Genomic DNA, 20108 nt, shown 5'->3' on the forward strand with positions numbered 1-20108 from the left:
GTAAAACCCGACAGCGATTTTCGACAATAGTGACATACAATCAGGAGGTGGATGATGCGTGATTTCCATAAAGGCGTCTGGCAAATGAGCCTGGCGATGTTAATTTCCGGCTCTATCGGTGCGTTTGTATTACTCAGCGGTCTGCCGGTGACGGAAGTGGTGTTCTGGCGCTGTCTTATCGGGGCAATAGCGCTTTTTATTTTTATCCGGGCAAGTCAAAAGCCCTTCAGTCCCCTCACCCGCACCACGCTGCTGCTGGCCATTCTCGGCGGCGTAGCGCTCGTGGTGAACTGGCTGCTGCTCTTCGCGGCCTATGAACGGATCTCGATTGGTCTTTCTACCGTGGTCTATAACACCCAGCCGTTTATGCTGGTCTTAATGGGGATGTTTTTAGGTGAGCGCGTTAGCCTGGTGAAATGGGGCTGGCTGTTCCTCGCCTTCGGCGGCGTGGTGATCTTGCTCTCCAGCGAGCTGACCGGCGCGCACGGCAGTGAATGGCTCGCCGGAATCGGCCTGGCGATGGCCGCGGCTTTCTTCTATGCGGTCACGGCCATTATTGCCCGCAAGCTCAGATCCGTTGCGCCGCAGCATATTGCCTTTATCCAGGTGCTGACGGGCGTCGTGATGCTTTTGCCGTTTGCCAGCATGCCGTCATTTTCCGGTGATTTTCCCTGGCCGATCCTGCTGACGCTGGGCATCGTCCATACCGGCATTATGTACCAGCTGCTCTACAGCGCGATCCAGAAGCTGCCTACGCCCATTACCGGCTCCCTGTCGTTTATCTATCCGGTGGTGGCGATCGTTGTCGATAATCTGGTGTTCGGACACTCGCTGAACCTGACGCAGCTGGCGGGCGGCGCGCTGATCCTGTTTGCTGCCGCGGGCAATAACCTGGGCTGGGGCGAAAAAAAACCCCGCGAATGCGGGGTTGGTATCAAAACGGCGAATTAGCGACGGGCACGCACAATCTGGTATTTGCGCGTCAGGTACTCCACCGGCGCGCTCCAGATATGCACCAGACGTGAGAACGGGAACAGCACAAACAGCGTCATCCCCAGCACCAGGTGAACGCGGAAGATAAACGCTACGCCGTCCAGGTGCGCGGAGGCTCCGCCGTGGAAGGTCACCACGGACTGCGCCCAGCCGACGAGCTTCATCATTTCGCTCCCGTCCATATGCTGCGCCGAGAACGGAATGGTCAGCAGGCCCAGCGCGCACTGCACCATCAGCAGGGAGAGGATCAGAATATCCGCTGCGGTCGTGGTCGCACGCACGCGCGGGCTGAACAGACGACGTTTCAGCAGCAGCAGGCCCCCCACCAGAGTCATCACGCCGCAGGCACCGCCGGCGATCATCGCCATCTTCTGCTTCACCTCGATCGGTAGCCACGCTTCATACATCCAGTGCGGCGTCAGCATCCCCAGGAAGTGACCGGCAAAAATCCCCAGAATACCGATGTGAAACAGGTTAGAGCCCACATGCATCCCTTTACGATCCAGCATCTGGCTGGAGGCGGCACGCCAGGTGTACTGGCCGTAGTCGTAACGCAGCCAGCTTCCCACCAGGAACACGGTGCCCGCGATATACGGGTAAATGTCAAAGAAGAACATATTCAGGAAGTGCATTAGTGCCGTCCTCCGTTAGAGATATTCAAATATTGCGGGGCAACCGCGCCGGCAAAGCGACGCTGGTGAGCGGAGATTTCAGACTCGCCGCAGTTCTGGTCAGCAAAGAATTTCACCTGCTCTTCTTCCCAGACGGCATCCAGCGCCTGTGGGGTATCGTCGCGGGCTTCATCCGCAATTTTCTCCGCCACTTTTTCACTGTCGACCGAGGCGTTGGCCAGCTTCACCAGCAGATCGAACAGAACAGCATAGCGGCTCTCGCGCTGCTGAAGACGCGCGCCGAGCAGCGCCAGGATCGGCGCGATATCCTGCAGACCGCCCAGCGCCTCCTCTTTCGGCAGCTGCGCCAGGTACTCCAGATACAGCGGGAGATGATCCGGCAGCTCGCGGCTGTCGAGCTGCAGGCCGTGCTGTTCGTACTGGGCCATCAGGTCCACCATCGCCTGACCGCGGTCACGGGACTCACCGTGAACGTGTTCAAACAGCAGCAGCGAGGTCGCACGACCACGGTCAAACAGCTGGCTGTAGTCCGACTGGGCATCCAGAAGGTCGCGCGCCAGCAGATCGCGGAGGAAAACACCCAGCGTCTGGGCATCGTCTTTATCCAGGTTTTCAGATGACGCGAGTGCATCAAAGAGTTCCTGCTGATGCTGCGCAAGCGCAGCATCCGGGTACTCGAGCAGACGCGAAACAATGACGAGTTCAATCATTGGTGCGGCTCCGTTTTGCTGGTCACATCCATGGCATCGATGCGGCGGCTGTTGAACAGGTTGAATTTGCTGTCTGACCCGTGGCAACCGTCGCCAAAGGTAAAGCCACAGCCATTTTTTTCCGGGAAGGCTTCACGCGCCAGCTCGCGGTGGCTGCTCGGCACCACGAAACGGTCTTCGTAGTTGGCAATCGCCAGATAGCGGTACATCTCCTGCGCCTGCGCTTCGGTCAGACCGACTTCTTCCAGCGCGCGGGTATCGGTCACACCGTCTACGGTTTCCGCGCGTTTGAAGTGACGCATCGCCAGCATACGCTTCAGCGCGAGCAGAACCGGCTGGGTATCCCCGGCGGTCAACAGGTTCGCCAGGTACTGAACCGGAATACGCAGGCTTTCTACGTCCGGCAGGATGCCGTTACTGCCCAGTTCGCCCGCGTCAGCCGCGGACTGAATCGGCGACAGCGGCGGCACGTACCAGACCATCGGCAGGGTGCGGTATTCCGGGTGCAGCGGCAGCGCGAGCTTCCAGTCCATTGCCATTTTGTACACCGGTGACTGCTGCGCCGCGTCAATCACGCTCTGCGGCACGCCGTCCTTCAGCGCCTGCTCAATCACCTTCGGATCGTTCGGATCGAGGAAGACGTCCAGCTGACGCTGATACAGATCTTTCTCGTGCTCGGTGCTCGCGGCATTTTCAATCGCGTCCGCGTCATACAGCAGCACGCCGAGGTAGCGAATACGGCCTACGCAGCTTTCTGAGCAGACGGTCGGCATTCCGGCTTCGATACGCGGATAGCAGAAGATGCACTTCTCAGATTTACCGCTCTTCCAGTTGAAGTAGATTTTTTTGTACGGGCAGCCGGTGATGCACATACGCCAGCCGCGGCACTTGTCCTGGTCGATCAGCACGATGCCATCTTCTTCACGCTTGTAGATAGCGCCGCTCGGGCAGGTCGCCACGCACGCCGGGTTGAGGCAGTGCTCGCACAGGCGCGGCAGATACATCATGAAGGTATTTTCGAACTGGCCGTACATCGCCTTCTGCATGTTCTCGAAGTTCTGGTCTTTGGCGCGCTTCTCGAACTCGCCGCCCAGAATCTCCTCCCAGTTTGGACCGCTGGTGATCTTGTCCATGCGCTGACCGGTGATCAGCGAGCGCGGACGGGCGATCGGCTGGTGCTTGCTTTCCGGCGCGTTGTGCAGGTTCTGGTAGTCGTAGTCAAACGGCTCGTAGTAATCGTCGATGCCCGGCAGGTGCGGGTTAGCGAAGATTTTACCCAGCAGCATCGCGCGGTTACCCATGCGCGGCTGCAGCTTGCCGTTGATTTTACGGATCCAGCCGCCCTTCCACTTCTCCTGGTTTTCCCAGTCGGTCGGGAAGCCGGTGCCCGGCTTGCTTTCCACGTTGTTGAACCAGGCGTACTCCATACCTTCACGGCTGGTCCAGACGTTTTTACAGGTGACCGAGCAGGTATGACAGCCGATGCATTTATCCAGATTCAGCACCATGCCGACTTGTGAACGAATTTTCATTTTACGCTCTCCTGTACCTGGTCATTACCTTCGCCGTCTAACCAGTTAATATTCTTCATCTTACGTACCACCACGAACTCATCGCGGTTCGATCCTACGGTGCCGTAGTAGTTAAAGCCGTAGGCCAACTGCGCATAGCCACCGATCATGTGGGTCGGCTTCGGCGTAATACGGGTCACGGAGTTGTGGATCCCGCCGCGCTGCTCGGTAATTTCTGACCCCGGCAGGTTAACGATACGTTCCTGCGCGTGGTACATCATGGTCATCCCGGCCGGTACGCGCTGGCTCACCACCGCACGCGCCGTCAGGGCACCGTTGCTGTTGAACACTTCGATCCAGTCGTTATCTTCGATACCCAGATCTTTGGCGTCCGTTTCGCTCATCCAGACAATCGGACCGCCGCGCGACAGGGTCAGCATCAGCAGGTTGTCGCTGTAGGTGGAGTGGATACCCCACTTCTGGTGCGGCGTCAGGAAGTTCAGCGCCTTCTCAGGGTTACCGTTCGATTTCGCGCCCATCACCGCTTTCACGGAGCGGGTGTCGATTGGCGGACGGTAGACCAGCAGGCTTTCACCGAAGTCGCGCATCCACTGGTGATCCTGATACAGCGACTGACGGCCTGACAGGGTGCGCCATGGGATCAGCTCGTGAACGTTGGTGTAGCCCGCGTTATAGGACACGTGCTCATCTTCCAGGCCAGACCAGGTCGGGCTGGAGATAATCTTGCGCGGCTGCGCCTGAATATCGCGGAAGCGGATTTTCTCTTCCTCTTTATTCGTCGCCAGGTGCGTATGGTCGCGACCGGTGAACTCGCTCAGCGCCGCCCAGGCTTTGACGGCAACGTGGCCGTTGGTTTCCGGGGCCAGGGTCAGGATCATCTCTGCCGCATCAATCGCCGTGTTCAGCATAGGCTGGCCTTTCGCCGGGCCGTCCGCTTTGGTGTAGTTGAGCTTGCGCAGCAGATCCATTTCGCTCTGGGTATTCCAGGCGATCCCCTTCCCGCCGTTACCGATTTTCTCCATCAGCGGGCCGATAGAGGTAAAGCGCTCGTAGGTTGCCGGATAGTCGCGCTCAACCGGAATAATGTGCGGCGCGGTCACGCCCGGGATCAGGTCGCATTCGCCTTTTTTCCAGTCCTTCACGTCCAGCGGCTGCGCCAGTTCGGCGGCGGAGTCGTGCTGGATTGGCAGCGTCACCACGTCGGTCTCTTTGCCGAGGTGCCCAACGCAGACTTCGGAGAATTTCTTGGCGATGTCTTTGTAGATATCCCAGTCGCTTTTCGATTCCCACGCCGGGTCAACGGCCGCAGACAGCGGATGAATAAACGGATGCATATCCGAGGTATTCATGTCGTCTTTTTCGTACCAGGTCGCGGTTGGCAGCACGATGTCGGAGTACAGGCAGGTGCTGGACAGACGGAAGTCAAGCGTCACCACCAGATCCAGTTTGCCGTCGAGGCCATTATCTTTCCACTCCACCTCTTCCGGCTTGACGCCGCCCTGCTTGCCGAGATCTTTCCCCTGAATACCGTTTTCGGTACCGAGCAGGTATTTCAGCATGTACTCGTGGCCTTTACCGGACGAGCCCAGCAGGTTGGAGCGCCAGATGAACAGGTTGCGCGGGTGGTTTTTACCGTTCTCCGGCTGTTCCGCCGCGAAGCGGATTGAGCCATCCTTCAGGGATTTCACGGTGTAATCCACCGGTGACATGCCCGCCTTCTTCGCCGCTTCCGCAATGCGCAGCGGGTTAGTGCCCAGCTGCGGCGCCGACGGCAGCCAGCCCATGCGTTCAGCACGCACGTTGAAGTCAATCAGGTGGCCGCTGTAGCGGGATTTATCCGCCATCGGCGACAGCAGCTCCTGCGCGGTGACCGTCTCGTAGCGCCACTGGCTGGAGTGGTTATAGAAGTAGGAGGTGCTGTTCATATGGCGTGCCGGACGCTGCCAGTCGAGGGCAAACGCCAGCGGCTGCCAGCCGGTCTGCGGACGCAGTTTTTCCTGGCCGACGTAGTGTGCCCAGCCGCCGCCGCTCTGACCGACGCAGCCGCAGAAGATCAGCATGTTGATCAGACCGCGATAGTTCATATCGAGGTGATACCAGTGGTTCAGACCCGCGCCGACGATGATCATCGAACGGCCGTGCGTTTTGTCCGCGTTTTCTGCAAACTCACGTGCGATACGGGTAATGTGCGCGCGAGGCACGCCGGTAATCTGTTCCGCCCAGGCCGGGGTGTAGGCCTTCATGTCGTCATAGCCGGTTGCGCAGTTTTCATCGCCCAGACCGCGCTCCAGACCGTAGTTCGCCATGGTCAGGTCATAAACGGTGGTGACCAGCGCGGTAGAACCGTCGGCCAGCTGCAGGCGCTTAACCGGCAGTTTGTGCATCAGAACGTTTTTCAGTTCAACCTTGTTGAAGTGCTCTGAACCTTCACCGCCGAAGTACGGGAACCCGACTTCAGCGATCTCGTCCTGGCTGCCCAGCATGCTCAGGCGCAGCTCCGTCTCTTCACCGGTCGTACCGTTGCGTTGCTCAAGGTTCCACTTGCCCTTCTCGCCCCAGCGGAAGCCGATTGAGCCGTTTGGCGCCACCAGCTCGCCGTTGCTGTTATACGCAACGGTTTTCCACTCAGGGTTGTTTTCCTGGCCCAGCGAATCCACCAGATCGGCGGCGCGCAGCGTGCGGCCAGCGGCATAATAGCCCTCACGCTCTTCCAGCATGACCAGCATCGGCATGTCGGTGTAGCGGCGAACGTAGTCGGTGAAGTACTGGCTTGGCTTATCAAGATGGAATTCACGCAGCATGACGTGGCCCATCGCCATCGCCATCGCCGCGTCGGTACCCTGTTTCGGCGCCAGCCACAGATCGCAAAGTTTGGCGATTTCCGCGTAGTCAGGGGTAACCGCCACGGTTTTGGTGCCTTTGTAACGGACTTCGGTAAAGAAGTGCGCGTCCGGCGTACGGGTCTGAGGAACGTTAGAGCCCCAGGCGATGATGTAGCTGGAGTTGTACCAGTCCGCGGACTCCGGCACGTCGGTCTGCTCGCCCCAGGTCTGCGGAGACGCAGGCGGCAGGTCGCAGTACCAGTCGTAGAAGCTCAGGCAGGTACCGCCGATCAGCGACAGATAGCGCGCGCCGGAGGCGTAAGAGACCATCGACATCGCCGGAATTGGCGAGAAGCCCGCCACGCGGTCAGGACCGTAGGTTTTAACGGTGTAGACGTTGGAGGCGGCAATCAGCTCGTTTACCTCTTTCCATGAGGAGCGAACGAAACCGCCGCGACCGCGAGCCTGCTTGAAGCTTTTTGCTTTGTCAGCGTCTTCGATGATGGACGCCCAGGCATCCACCGGATCGCTGTGCTGTACTTTCGCCTCACGCCACATTTTCATCAGGCGCTTGCGCATCAGCGGATATTTCAGACGGTTGGCGCTGTAGAGATACCAGGAGTAGCTGGCACCGCGCGGGCAGCCGCGCGGTTCGTGGTTTGGCATATCCGGGCGGGTGCGCGGATAGTCGGTCTGCTGCATTTCCCAGGTCACCAGACCGTTTTTAACGAAAATCTTCCAGCTGCATGAGCCGGTACAGTTCACGCCGTGGGTCGAACGGACGACTTTGTCATGCTGCCAGCGCTGGCGGTAACCGTCTTCCCAGTCCCGGTTGGTATCCAGAACCTGGCCGTGCCCATCGGCAAAAGTTTCACCCTTCTGTTTGAAGTAGCGAAACCGGTCCAAAAATTTGCTCATCGGGTATCTCCTGTGTGGAGCCTGTGGCTCTCTAAATCGACATTGCTGATTTGCAGCGAAGGTAACGCCCTGAAAGAGGGGGAGAATTGATAACGATCAAGACGAGGAGGGACTTTCAGGCGAGGGGTTACACCAAATACCACCAAAGCGGTATCTTCAAAAATTTCATATCATCATGAAATATAGAGTTATTTTTATTTTATCGTACAAAAAGCCAGTCAACATTTAACATCTCAGGTATTAAGGGGTAGAGCCACCTGCGAAGCGATGGCGATCACAGTGTCACCGCAGGCGTCTGCCGTAAAAGCCGTAAGTATGTTGTAACTATTATGCTGGCAAAAAAAACGCGGCCCGAAGGCCGCGTAAACGGATAATCACACTTACTTATTTTTCTTGGTATTTCGGCCATATACCAGCCACGTAATCACAACGCAGGCGATATAGAAGACGAGGAAGACTTTCATGGCACCGACCGGAGAGCCGGTCAGGTCCAGAGAGATACCGAACGCTTTCGGGATAAAGAAGCCGCCAATCGCGCCGATGGCAGAGATAAAGCCCAGCGCCGCAGCCGTATCCGTCGCCGCTTCGCGCATGGCCTGCTCTTCGCTCCCGCCCTGCGCCTTCACCCGATCCATCGTCAGCTTACGGAAGATCACGGAGATCATCTGGAAGGTAGACGCGCTCCCCAGCCCGGCCGTCAGGAACAGCACCATAAACACGCCGAAGAAGGCGATGAAGTTACCGCCCTGCCCGTCGACGGGTAGAGTGAGGAACAGCAGCGCGCAGAAGACCGCCATCACGACGAAGTTCACCAGCGTCACGCGGGTACCGCCGAGACGGTCAGAGACCATGCCGCCCAGCGAACGCGCCAGGGCACCGATAAACGGTCCGAAGAAGGCAAAGTGCAGGATCTGAATCTCCGGGAACTGCGTTTTCGACAGCATCGCGAAGCCCGCAGAGAAGCCGATAAACGAACCGAAGGTGGCCAGATACAGCAGCGCCATCACCCAGAGGTGTCCACGCTTCAGCACCGGCAGCTGTTCGCTCAGCGACGCCTTCGACGCGGACAGGTCATTCATAAAGAACCAGGCTGCGAGGGTGAAGACCACCAGGAAAGGCACCCAGATCCACGCGGCGTTCTGCAGATAGAGGGAAGAACCATCCGCCTGCTCAACGCCACCGCCGCCAAAGGCCGCGAAAATAGAAACAGAGATCGCCAGCGGGGCAATCAGCTGCATCACGCTGACGCCCATATTCCCCAGGCCGCCGTTAATGCCCAGCGCACCGCCCTGCTTCGCTTTCGGGAAGAAGAAGCTGATGTTCGCCATGCTGGAGGCGAAGTTCGCACCCGCAAAACCGCACAGCAGGGAAATAATCACGAACACGCTGAACGGCGTAGAGGTATCCTGCACCGCGAAGCCGAGCCAGACGCAGGGGACGATCATGATGCCCGTACTGAACGCCGTCCAGCGACGACCGCCAAACACCGGCACCATAAACGCGTAAGGCACACGCAGCAGCGCGCCTGACAGCGACGGCAGCGCGGTCAGCATAAACAGCTGATCGGTCGTAAACGTAAACCCGACTTTGGGCAGGTTGACCGCCACCGCGCTAAACAACATCCATACGCAAAACGCTAATAACAAACACGGCACGGAAATCCACAGATTCCGGCTGGCTACACGATGGCCGCGCTGTTGCCAGAACGCCGGATCCTCTGGACGCCAGTCTGTAATAACGGCACCATTTTCCCTTTCGGGAGCGGATGAGTGACTCATAGACACCTCTGATTCTCGAATGATGCTGCAAACATTAGGGTTTTAGGGCGGCGGTAAGTTGATATAAATCAAAGGAAAAGTGGGAGGATTTGCGGCGTAAAATAAGGCCTCACCCTTAGTGAGTAGGCTAATTCGGTAAAAAAGACGTGGTTTTTCACGGCACTGACGGTTCCAGACTACCCCCACCTCCTTCCCCCTACTCCGTTGGCAATTTAGGGGTAATCCTTTATTGGTATGGGTATACTCCAGGGTATGCACCAGAATAGCGCCATTCCTGCAAGCAGGCCACGTCAGGAGCACGCCACCTCTATGTTAAAAAGATGTTTATCTCCGCTGACGCTCGTGAATCAGCTCGCTCTGATTGTTTTGCTGTCCACCGCCATCGGCGTGACCGGCATGGCGATCTCCGGCTGGCTGGTACAGGGCGTACAGGGTAATGCGCATGCCATCAACGAGGCAGGCTCGCTACGCATGCAGAGTTATCGCCTGCTGGCGTCGGTTCCCCTGACGCAGGACGATCGGCCCCTGATTGATGAAATGGAGCGCACGGTCTTCAGCCCCGAACTGGAAAACGCCGCCATCCGCGCCGGTCAGCAATATCAGCTTAAAGCCCTTCAGGGCTACTGGCACACCCAGCTGGAGCCCGGGCTGAAACAGGCGCGCAGCACCGAAACCGTTGCGCAGGACGTGGCCGGGTTCGTCTCACGCATTGATGCGCTGGTCTCCTCTTTCGACCAAACCACCGAATTACGCATCGACCGGGTGGTGATGGTGCACCGCGCCATGGCGCTGTTTATGGGGCTGCTGCTGATCTTCACCATCGTCTGGCTCCGCGCGCGGCTGCTGAACCCGTGGAAACAGCTGCTGGCAATGGCCCGCGCGGTGACCGCACGCGATTTTACCCAGCGCACGCACATCAGCGGGCGCAACGAGATGGCCATGCTCGGCCAGGCGCTCAACACCATGTCGGCAGAGCTCTCCGAGAGCTACGCGGTGCTGGAACAGCGCGTTCAGGAAAAAACGGCCGGACTGGAGCAGAAAAACGAGATCCTCTCCTTCCTGTGGCAGGCCAACCGTCGCCTGCACATGCAGGTACCGCTATGCGAACGCCTCTCGCCGGTGCTGAACGGCCTGCAAAATCTGACCCTCCTTCACGACCTTGAGCTGCGCGTCTACGACGTGGAAGACGAAGATAACCATCAGGAATTTACCTGTCAGTCGGATATGTCCTGCGATGACAAAGGCTGCCATCTTTGCCCTCGCGGCCTGCCGCCGCTGACGTCCGGCGGCACCACCCTGAAGTGGCGCCTGACCGACAGCCACACCCAGTACGGTATTCTGCTGGCAACGCTGCCAGCCGGGCGTCACCTGAGCCACGACCAGCAGCAGCTGGTCGATACGCTGGTCGAACAGCTAACGGCCACGCTGGCGCTCGACAGGCATCAGGAAAAGCAGCAGCAGCTGATCGTCATGGAAGAGCGCGCGACCATCGCCCGCGAGCTTCACGACTCTATCGCCCAGTCGCTTTCCTGTATGAAAATGCAGGTGAGCTGCCTGCAGATGCAGGATGCGGAGATGCCCGAAAGCAACAAGCAGCTGCTCAGCCAGATCCGCAACGAGCTGAACACCTCCTGGATACAGCTTCGCGAGCTGCTGACTACCTTCCGTCTGCAGCTGACCGAGCCGGGCCTGCGTCCGGCGCTGGAGGCCAGCTGTCACGAATTTAGCGCCCGGCTGGGGTTCCCGGTGAAGCTGGACTACCAGCTGCCGCCGCGGTTTGTCCCCTCCCACCAGGCCATACATGTACTGCAAATCGCCCGTGAAGCACTGAGCAACGTGCTCAAGCATTCCGGCGCGACGGCGGTAACGGTCACCGTCAGCCAGCACAGCAATCAGGTGAAGCTCACGGTTCACGACAACGGCCGCGGCGTGCCGGAAAATGCCGAACGCACTAACCACTATGGTTTAATTATTATGCGAGACCGCGCCCAAAGCCTGCGCGGTGATTGCCAGGTTCGCCGGAGAGAGACGGGTGGCACGGAAGTCGTGGTCACCTTTATTCCCGAGAAACCGCTTACAACTGCTCAAGGAGAAACCCATGACTAATCAGGAACCGGCATCCATCCTGTTGATCGACGACCATCCGATGCTGCGTACTGGCGTGAAACAGCTGGTCAGCATGGCGCCCGATATCACCGTGGTTGGCGAAGCCAGCAACGGTGAACAGGGCATTGAGCTTGCCGAATCCCTCGATCCCGATCTGATCCTGCTCGATCTGAATATGCCCGGCATGAACGGTCTGGAAACCCTCGACAAGCTGCGGGAAAAATCGCTTTCCGGGCGCATCGTCGTCTTTAGCGTGTCGAACCATGAAGAGGATGTGGTCACGGCGCTGAAGCGCGGGGCGGATGGTTATCTGCTCAAGGATATGGAGCCGGAAGACTTGCTTAAGGCGCTGCAGCAGGCCGCGGCGGGCGAGATGGTTCTCAGCGAAGCCTTAACGCCGGTGCTGGCTGCCAGCCTGCGCGCCAATCGCGCCACCTCTGACCGTGACGTCAGCCAGTTAACCCCGCGCGAGCGCGATATTCTCAAACTCATTGCCCAGGGGCTGCCGAACAAAATGATCGCCCGCCGCCTGGACATCACCGAAAGCACGGTCAAGGTGCACGTGAAGCATATGCTGAAGAAAATGAAGCTCAAATCCCGCGTTGAAGCCGCGGTGTGGGTGCATCAGGAACGCATTTTTTAAGGATTACTCCTCCGGCAGAAGCTTCCAGCGCGGGTCGTTGTCCGGCAATGCGACCAGCGGCTGCACGACGGTCAGCACGATCTCATTGGACGAGACGCGCTGGCCTTTCTCATCTTCCACCACCGCCGACAGGTGCCAGCGGTTTGTCGCCCCTTCACTGTCATCCCAGGCAGGCATAATTACACTCCAGCCGTCGCTGCTGTTGCTTTTGGACGGCGACGTCAGGCTCAGCGCCTGCGTATCCCCCTGCCAGTGGATCTCACGAATGCCGTGCGCGCTGCGAACCTGAAGCTTCAGCATAACGGTCTCGCCCCCTTTCAGATCCCACGGCGGCGTCGCCAGCCAGACGGACAGCGTTTTACGTTGGCGGAACTCCATCACCGGCAGGCTATTGCGCTCCGGCGAGTCGTAGCGGCTTCCGCGCAGGGAGCGCGTGGCGGCGACTTCACCGGCGGAAAGCTGCTTCACCAGCGGCACGCCAAAGCGATAGTTGAGCTTCAGCCCGAGGTTATTCTGGCTCGCGCCACTTTCGCCCTGCTTGTGCGCGGCGGTCAGGGTGACCAGCGGAACGGGGGTATAGTTAAGCCCCAGATTCACCGCTACGGGATTGTGATAGCCGGTTCCGCTGTTGAAGAGGTCGACGTTATCGCCGAAGTATTGCTCGAAGCTCACGCTGGTATTGAGATGATGGAACCACGGCAGCCAGGCTTTAGCGGTGACGTCATAGCCGCGCGCCATGCGCTGCTCCTGGACGTCAGAGCGATCGCGCCAGCCAGCAAAGGGCTGATAATAGTTGGCTGACAGGCGCAGATTTTCCCCCCACGCTTCCGCGCCCAGCCCGGCACGCTGCAGGTTTTCGTCCAGCAGGTTATCGTAAAATGTGTTGTAACCCAGCAGCCATTTCCCGGCGACCCAGCGCTGGCCTATTCCGGCGTTACTGACCAGGCCATCCGCCTGCTGGGTCAGGCCAAGCTGGCTCCAGCTCAGGTAACGGTTATTATCGTTCCAGGGGATAAACCAGCTCCCGCTGCTGCCGTTAAATTTGCCGTCGTTATCCACCAGCAAGTTCACGCTGGCGTTCCCCCAGGGCAAAAGCCAGGATTCAATCTGCTGGTTCACTTCGCCGCTCACCGCGTCGCGCACCTGGCCAAACGCAAACTGACGCGCCTGCTCGCCCGTTGTCAGGCCGTTGTCGGTCATGCTGGCTTCACCGAAGGCTTTCGCCATTTCGGCCAGGTGTTTTTCCCCCTCGCCCGTTGGCGCCGCCATGCCGAGGTCGGGCAAACTATCCCCGTTATTATCAAAGGGATTTTGCGCCTGCTGGATAAAGGAATTCGGCGCACCGTGAACGGCTCCGACCGTAACAAGGGAGAGTAATAACAGCAAACGAATGCGGGACGATACAGCCATCAACGTCGTAAATAAGAACCTGTGTTTATGAATAAACTCCTATTATGTTAACGCGATAAGCCTTGAAATGCAGTTCTGGCGGACATTTCAGGATTATCCTGAAACAGCCCTTTCAGCTCCGGCACGCAGGAGCCACAGTTCGTACCGCAGCGCAGCGTCGCCCCCAGCGCGGTGACGGAATCACACCCGCCGACGATCGCCTCCCGTATCGCATTCTCCCCGACGCTGAAACAGCTGCAGATGATGCGTCCCGGATCCGCCGCCTCCCCGACGCTCTGCCCGTTCAACAAGGCGTGGCGTTCTGCGAGAAGCACGGGTGGGGATTGAAAAGCGGCTTCAATCACCGCATGCGCCAGCGCCGGTAACGCGGTGCCCTCCCAGAAGCCCAGCATCAGCTGGCCTTCATGCCAGGCCAGCACGCTGCTGCGTTCGCCGGTTTGCGCAACCTGCAGCTGCCAGCCACGAGCGCTGGCGTATTCCATTACCCACGGCAGCAGCGGTTGATCGCCCGCCACCGTCAGGCGTGAGGCTTTACGCCACCAGTAAGCCGAAGAGGGCATTTCCGGCCATTCCCGGGCATAGAGTTCCCCCTGCCAGACGGGCTGCCAGGGCAGGATCCTGACGGCGGTTTGTTTACTCTCCGGCTGGCCCGAAACCGGATCGCAGCGCCCTTCCACCAGCGCATTCACCTTTCCCTGGCGGGCAAACCCGGCGTTCCAGTGCATCGGGGCAAACGCCTCGCCTTCCCGTATCCCGTCGCTGATTCGCACTCTTGCCACCATCACGCCGCGCGGCGAGCTGATGCGCGCCAGTTGGCCGTCGCACAGGGAAAACCGAACGGCGTCTGCCGGGCCAACCTCAACAAACGGTTCGGCGATATGCTGCATCAGCCTCGCCACGTATCCCGTTCGGGTCATGGTATGCCACTGATCGCGGATGCGCCCCGAGTTGAGAATCAGCGGGTATAACGCGCTGACCGTCGCGCCGTGCGACAGAGGGTTAACGGGAACGATGTTTCGGCGCGGAAAACTCCCCGTCGGCCACTGATAAGGCTCAAGCTGATCCCACTCCTCGCGGGTTAGCGCAGCCAGTTCATGAAGACTCAATGCCCGCGCGCCGTCATTTTCAAAGGCCGTCAGCGCCGCATGTTCGCAAAAAATCTCTTGCGGATGTTGCCAGGCAAAGGCCTCGCCGTAGCCCAGCCGTTTCGCCATCTGCGCGACGATCCACCAGTCCGGCTTCGCCTCGCCCGGCGCGGGCAGAAACGCGCGCTGGCGCGAAATGCGGCGTTCCGAGTTTGTCACCGTCCCGTCCTTCTCCCCCCAGCCCAGCGCCGGAAAACGGATATGGGCGAACCGGCTGGTATCGGTATCCTTCATCACCTCAGAGATCATCACCAGCGGGCAGTTCGCCAGCGCCTGACACACCGCGTGGCTGTCCGGAAGCGACACGGCGGGGTTAGTGCCCATGATCCACACCGCCTTCACCTCGCCGCGGGCAATGGCGTCAAACAGCTCCACCGCCATCAGGCCCGGGGTTTGCGCCAGCCGTTCCGTTCCCCAGAAACGCGCCACCCGCGAGAGATCGTCCGGCTCAAAGTTCATGTGCGCCGCCAGCTGGTTCGCCAGCCCGCCCACTTCCCTTCCCCCCATCGCGTTTGGCTGTCCGGTCAGCGAAAACGGGCCGCAGCCCGGACGGTTGAACTTCCCGCTGGCAAGATGAACGTTAATGATGGCGTTACACTTGTCGCTGCCGCTGGCGGACTGGTTGATCCCCATGGTGTAGAGCGTGATGGCCCGGGGCGCCGTCATAAACCAGTCATAAAAGGTGCCTATATCCTGCGGCGAGAGGCCGCAAAACGCCGCCACGCGCTCAACGGGCCACTCATCCGTTCCCTGAATCACATTAAGCAGACCGACAAACAGCCCGGCGTCGCTGCCGGGGGCGAGCGCCAGATGCAGATCGGCAATATCACAGGTGGCGGTTCTGCGGGGATCGATCACCACCACCTTCATCCGCGGGTTGTCGTGCTTCGCCTGCACCAGCCGCTGGTAGAGCACCGGATGCGTCCAGGCAGCGTTCGAGCCAGCCAGCACCACCAGATCGCTGTTTTCCACATCCTCGTAGCCGCACGGCACCACGTCTTCGCCAAAGGCGCGCTTGTAGCCCACCACCGCCGAGGACATGCAGAGCCGGGAGTTGGTATCGATGTTTGCCGCGCCGATAAATCCTTTCATCAGCTTGTTGGCGGCATAGTAATCCTCGGTCAACAGCTGGCCGGAGGCGTAAAACGCCACCGCCTGCGGCCCCCATTTATCGATAATCTCCCGCAGGCGCTCTCCTGCCGCGCTCAGCGCCTGCGCCCAGTCCACCTCAAGGCCGTCAACGACCGGGCGCAAAAGCCGCCCCTGTAAGCCCGTGGTCTCCCCCAGAGCCGATCCTTTCACGCACAGGCGCCCCAGGTTCGCAGGATGGGTTTCATCTCCCCGAACGCTGACCGCTTCACCTTGCACGCGGACGATCACGCCGCAGCCCACCCCGCAGTAGGGGCACGTTGTCCGGGTTTCCGTCATGAGGCCTCCGCACGCATTACCAGGGCGTCGCTGCCAACCCACACCTTGCCGTTTTCAATTTTCACCGGCCAGGCGCGCACCGCGGGTTCGCCGCTCTCCACCTGACAGCCGTCGCGCAGGCGAATGCGCTGCTTGTAGAGCGGTGAAATTACTACCGGCTCGCCCGCCGCATCGCCAAGAATGCCGCGTGAAAGCACGTTCGCATCGCCGCCCGGCTCCCGATCGTCGAGGGCGTAAACGGTTTTGCCAAAGCGGAACAGCGCAATCGGCTTACGTCCAAGCCGCGCGCCGATGCCCGCCTGCTCGGGGATATCGTCGATGCCGCAAATTTCCTGCCAGCGCTTGCTTTCATCCGGCGCAGTCTCGTTCACCGTCGTGCGGAACAGCGCCAGGCGGCTGGGATCACTGAGCGTGGTTTGCCATTCGCACTGGTAGGCTTCCACCACCCGGGCCATCTCCTGCTCCAGCTCGTGGGCGATGCCGAGGCTGTCGGTGATGATCACCTCCCGCAGATAGTCGAGGCCGCCTTCCAGGTTGTCCATCCAGGTGCTGGTGCGCTGCAGGCGATCCGCCGTGCGGATGTAAAACATCAGGAAACGGTCGACGGTGCGGATCAGCGTTTCGTCGTCCAGATCGCTGGCGAAGAGATCCGCGTGGCGCGGCTTCATCCCGCCGTTGCCGCACAGATAGAGGTTCCAGCCCTTATCGGTGGCAATCACCCCTACGTCTTTGCTCTGCGCCTCCGCGCACTCGCGGGTGCAGCCTGAGACCGCCATTTTGATTTTGTGCGGCGCGCGCAGGCCCTTGTAGCGGTGCTCCAGCCGGACCGCGAGGCCGGTGGAGTCCTGCACGCCGTAGCGGCACCAGGTCGAGCCGACGCAGGATTTCACCGTGCGCAGGGATTTACCGTAGGCGTGTCCGGTTTCAAACCCAGCTTCCACCAGCGCCTGCCAGATCGCCGGCAGCTGTTCCAGGGTGGCGCCGAAAAGATCGATACGCTGTCCGCCGGTGATTTTGCTGTACAGGCTGTAGCGTTTCGCAATCTGCCCGATGGCAATCAGCCCGTCGGCGGTCACTTCCCCTGCGGGCATGCGCGGCACGATGGAGTATGTGCCGTCCTTCTGGATGTTGGCGAAGTAGCGGTCGTTGGTATCCTGCAGCGGCAGGTGCGCCGGTTTCAGCAGATACTCGTTCCAGCAGGAGGCGAGCACCGATCCCACCAGCGGCTTGCAGATCTCGCATCCGTGCCCCTGTCCGTAGCGGCTGATAAGCTGGTCAAAGGTGCGGATATGGTTGACGCGCACGAGGTGGTAAATCTCCTGGCGCGAGTACGGGAAGTGCTCGCAGATGTCCTTTTTCACCTCCACGCCCTGCTCCGCCAGCTGGAACTCCATCACCTGCTTCACCAGTGCACTACATCCGCCGCAGCCGGTCGCCGCTTTGGTGCACTGCTTAACGGCGCCGATATCCGCCGCGCCCGCGCTCACCGCCCGGCAAATATCGCCTTTACTGACGTTATGACACGAACAGATCTGCGCGCTTTCCGGCAGCGCCGCCACGCCGAGCGCTTTTGGCGCGCTGCCTGACGACGCGGGTAAAATGAGCGTTTCCGGCTCTTTCGGCAGGCTGATGCCGTTAAGCATCATCTGCACCAGCGTGGCGTATTCGCTGGCATCGCCCACCAGCACGCCGCCGAGCAGCGTTTTGCCGTCGTGGCTGACCACGATTTTCTTGTAGATTTGCTGTGGGCCGTGCGTCCACTGGTAGCTCAGCGCCCCCGGGGTGCGCCCGTGGGCGTCGCCGAACGAGGCCACGTCCACGCCGAGCAGCTTGAGCTTAGTGCTCATATCCGCGCCGGTGAAGGTTTTATCCTCTCCCGCCAGCGCGGCGGCGGCCACGCGCGCCATCTGATAGCCGGGCGCGACCAGACCGAAGATTTTCCCCTCCCACAGGGCGCATTCGCCGATGGCCAGCACGTCCGGATCGGAGGTCTGGCAGCCGTCGTCAATGCAGATCCCGCCGCGTTCGCCGATAGCCAGCCCGCTGCTGCGCGCCAGTGCGTCCTGCGGACGGATGCCCGCCGAAAAGACCACCATGTCCGTTTCCAGCTGTTCGCCATCGGCAAAGCGCAGCACCAGCCCGCCGTCCGCGGTGGCGATCTCCGTCGTGGCTTTACTGGTGTGAACGCCGACGCCCAGCGCCTCGATTTTCTTGCGCAGCATCGCTGCGCCGTCGTTGTCGAGCTGGACCGCCATCAGGTTGGGCGCAAACTCCACCACGTGGGTTTCCAGCCCGAGCTGCTTCAGGGCATTCGCCGCCTCCAGTCCGAGCAGGCCGCCGCCAATCACCACGCCGCGGCGCGAGCCAGCCGCATGTGCAGCAATGTTGTCCAGGTCGTCAAGGGTGCGGTAGACAAAACAGCCCGGCAAATCGTTGCCCGGCACGGGCGGAACGAACGGGTATGAGCCGGTCGCCAGCACCAGCTTGTCCCAGTGGGTCTCATGCCCGCTGGCGGTACGCACCACGCGCGCGTCGCGGTCGATGCCGACGATCTGCTGCGACAGGCGCAGCTCAATGCCGCTGTCGGCAAAGAAATCCCCCTCCACCAGCGAGAGCGACGCCGCGCTGCGGCCGCCAAAATATTCCGACAAATGCACGCGGTCGTAGGCGGCATAGCGCTCCTCGCCAAAGACGACGATCTGATACTGCTGATGCAGATTGCGCTTAACGCAGTCTTCGAGGAAATGATGGCCGACCATACCGTGCCCAACCACCACCAGAGTAGGTTTTGTCATAGCATTCTGTCCTGCAACCTGCGGTTGCGTAGTGAAACGATCGAACAGCCAGTCCGCGTGGGCGGGCGTGGCCGTTGCCAGTAAATCGGTAAACGTTGCCGCGCTGCGGCAGTCGCCCATCAGCAGCGCGCCAGCCAGCGCCCCCTGATGGATCAATAAACGACGATAGTGACGGGTCAGCGGATCCCATGCGCTCCAGACCACGTCGCCCTCCTGCTCCGCCGCACGGCCGAGGCTGAACAGCTCCACGCCCGTCACCTTGAGACGCATCCCGCTGTCGGTCAGGGTAAACGGCGCGGTAGCGTCCCCGGCCAGCCGCGCGGCCAGGATTTCCGCCTGCGCCAGGCAGGGGGCGACCAGGCCAAACGTCTGCCCGTCAATTTCGCAGCACTCGCCGATGGCGTAGACGTTCGGTTCGGAGGTTTGCATCTGGTGATCCACCACGATGCCGCGCACGCAGCGAATGCCGCTGGCCTGCGCCAGCGCGACGCTGGGCTGCACGCCGGTCGCCAGCACCACGCGTGAGGCGGCGACGCGGCGCCCGTTGAGCAGCGTCACGCTATTTCCGCCCACCGCTGCGATGCCCGAGGCGAGCTCACAGCGCACGCCCCGCGCCGCCAGCGCCTCTTCCAGCAGCATTCCCGCCTGCCGATCCAGCTGCTGCTCCATCAGCCACGGGCCGCGATGAACCAGCGTGACGTTGTCACCTGAGCGTGCCAGCGCTGCCGCCGTCTCAACCCCGAGCACGCCGCCGCCCAGCACCACCGCCGGACCGGCGATCGTCCGAATGGCCCGCGTATCCTCCAGGGTGCGGAACGTGAACACATGCGGCGCATCGCAGCCGGGGATTGGCGGAATAAAGGGCGTTGATCCGGTGGCAAACACCAGCGCATCCCAGCCCAGCGTGCGGGCGGTGGTTTGCACTTCCCGCGCGTCCACGTTCACGGCGATCGCCTTTTCGCCCCGCAGCACCGTCACGCAGCGCGACTGGTACCAGTCGTCATCCTGCAGACAGATGTCTGCAGCCTGCTTTTCACCGCCCAGCACCGGCGAAAGCTGGATGCGGTTATAGGCATGCTCCGGCTCGTCACCGATGACGGTGATAGCGAAACGACCGGCAGCACGCCCGGTGAGCGAGGCAATCAGCCGCGTGGCCGCCATGCCATTTCCGATAATGACCAGTCGCATCAAAGCCC

11 protein-coding genes are annotated in these 20108 nt (G+C 60.5%); 3 read left to right on the forward strand and 8 right to left on the reverse strand.

Features of this window, described 5'->3' with window-relative positions:
* Positions 1-54: 54 nt before the first annotated feature.
* Positions 55-951: a DMT family transporter gene (locus tag LBF07_RS01440; RefSeq protein WP_069302958.1), complete on the forward strand. Its 897-nt coding sequence runs from the start codon at positions 55-57 to the stop codon at positions 949-951.
* On the opposite strand, the gene narI is transcribed toward LBF07_RS01440, so the two are convergent.
* The 5 genes from narI to LBF07_RS01465 all read right to left on the reverse strand — a co-directional run bounded on the left by narI (position 948) and on the right by LBF07_RS01465 (position 9385).
* The gene (gene narI / locus LBF07_RS01445; protein WP_023312107.1) at positions 948-1625 is read right to left on the reverse strand and encodes a respiratory nitrate reductase subunit gamma; all 678 of its coding nucleotides are present in this window, start codon (positions 1623-1625) and stop codon (positions 948-950) included. The two genes, LBF07_RS01440 and narI, sit on opposite strands and share 4 nt — an antisense overlap.
* Complete coding sequence (gene narJ / locus LBF07_RS01450; RefSeq protein ID WP_094934672.1) at positions 1625-2335, reverse strand: nitrate reductase molybdenum cofactor assembly chaperone; 711 nt, start codon at positions 2333-2335, stop codon at positions 1625-1627. The genes narI and narJ overlap by 1 nt, the downstream gene beginning before the upstream one ends.
* Positions 2332-3867 (reverse strand): nitrate reductase subunit beta, encoded by a 1536-nt coding sequence (gene narH / locus LBF07_RS01455; RefSeq protein ID WP_023312109.1) that lies wholly within the window; start codon positions 3865-3867, stop codon positions 2332-2334. The genes narJ and narH overlap by 4 nt, the downstream gene beginning before the upstream one ends.
* Entirely contained in the window at positions 3864-7607 is a 3744-nt protein-coding gene (locus LBF07_RS01460) for a nitrate reductase subunit alpha (RefSeq protein WP_094934673.1), read from the reverse strand. The genes narH and LBF07_RS01460 overlap by 4 nt, the downstream gene beginning before the upstream one ends.
* 380 nt (positions 7608-7987) lie before the next feature.
* On the reverse strand, positions 7988-9385 hold the full coding sequence (locus LBF07_RS01465; RefSeq protein ID WP_206461993.1) for a NarK family nitrate/nitrite MFS transporter: 1398 nt from the start codon (positions 9383-9385) through the stop codon (positions 7988-7990).
* 309 nt (positions 9386-9694) lie between these two features.
* Between LBF07_RS01465 and narX the strand changes: the two genes are divergently transcribed.
* Positions 9695-11491 (forward strand): nitrate/nitrite two-component system sensor histidine kinase NarX, encoded by a 1797-nt coding sequence (gene narX / locus LBF07_RS01470; protein WP_033145766.1) that lies wholly within the window; start codon positions 9695-9697, stop codon positions 11489-11491.
* The gene (gene narL / locus LBF07_RS01475) at positions 11484-12134 is read left to right on the forward strand and encodes a two-component system response regulator NarL (protein WP_008499531.1); all 651 of its coding nucleotides are present in this window, start codon (positions 11484-11486) and stop codon (positions 12132-12134) included. The genes narX and narL overlap by 8 nt, the downstream gene beginning before the upstream one ends.
* Before the next feature lie 3 nt (positions 12135-12137).
* Here the strand turns inward: narL and LBF07_RS01480 are convergent, their stop codons facing one another.
* The 3 genes from LBF07_RS01480 to nirB are packed head-to-tail and all read right to left on the reverse strand — an operon-like array spanning position 12138 to position 20100.
* The gene (locus tag LBF07_RS01480) at positions 12138-13544 is read right to left on the reverse strand and encodes a YchO/YchP family invasin (protein WP_206461994.1); all 1407 of its coding nucleotides are present in this window, start codon (positions 13542-13544) and stop codon (positions 12138-12140) included.
* Between the two features lie 47 nt (positions 13545-13591).
* The gene (locus tag LBF07_RS01485) at positions 13592-16117 is read right to left on the reverse strand and encodes a nitrate reductase (protein ID WP_094934675.1); all 2526 of its coding nucleotides are present in this window, start codon (positions 16115-16117) and stop codon (positions 13592-13594) included.
* Positions 16114-20100: a nitrite reductase large subunit NirB gene (gene nirB, locus LBF07_RS01490; RefSeq protein ID WP_094934676.1), complete on the reverse strand. Its 3987-nt coding sequence runs from the start codon at positions 20098-20100 to the stop codon at positions 16114-16116. Before nirB ends, LBF07_RS01485 begins: the two co-directional genes overlap by 4 nt.
* Positions 20101-20108 lie beyond the last annotated feature (8 nt).

The organism is Enterobacter cloacae complex sp. ECL352 (assembly GCF_020149545.1).
Classification (GTDB): domain Bacteria; phylum Pseudomonadota; class Gammaproteobacteria; order Enterobacterales; family Enterobacteriaceae; genus Enterobacter; species Enterobacter asburiae_B.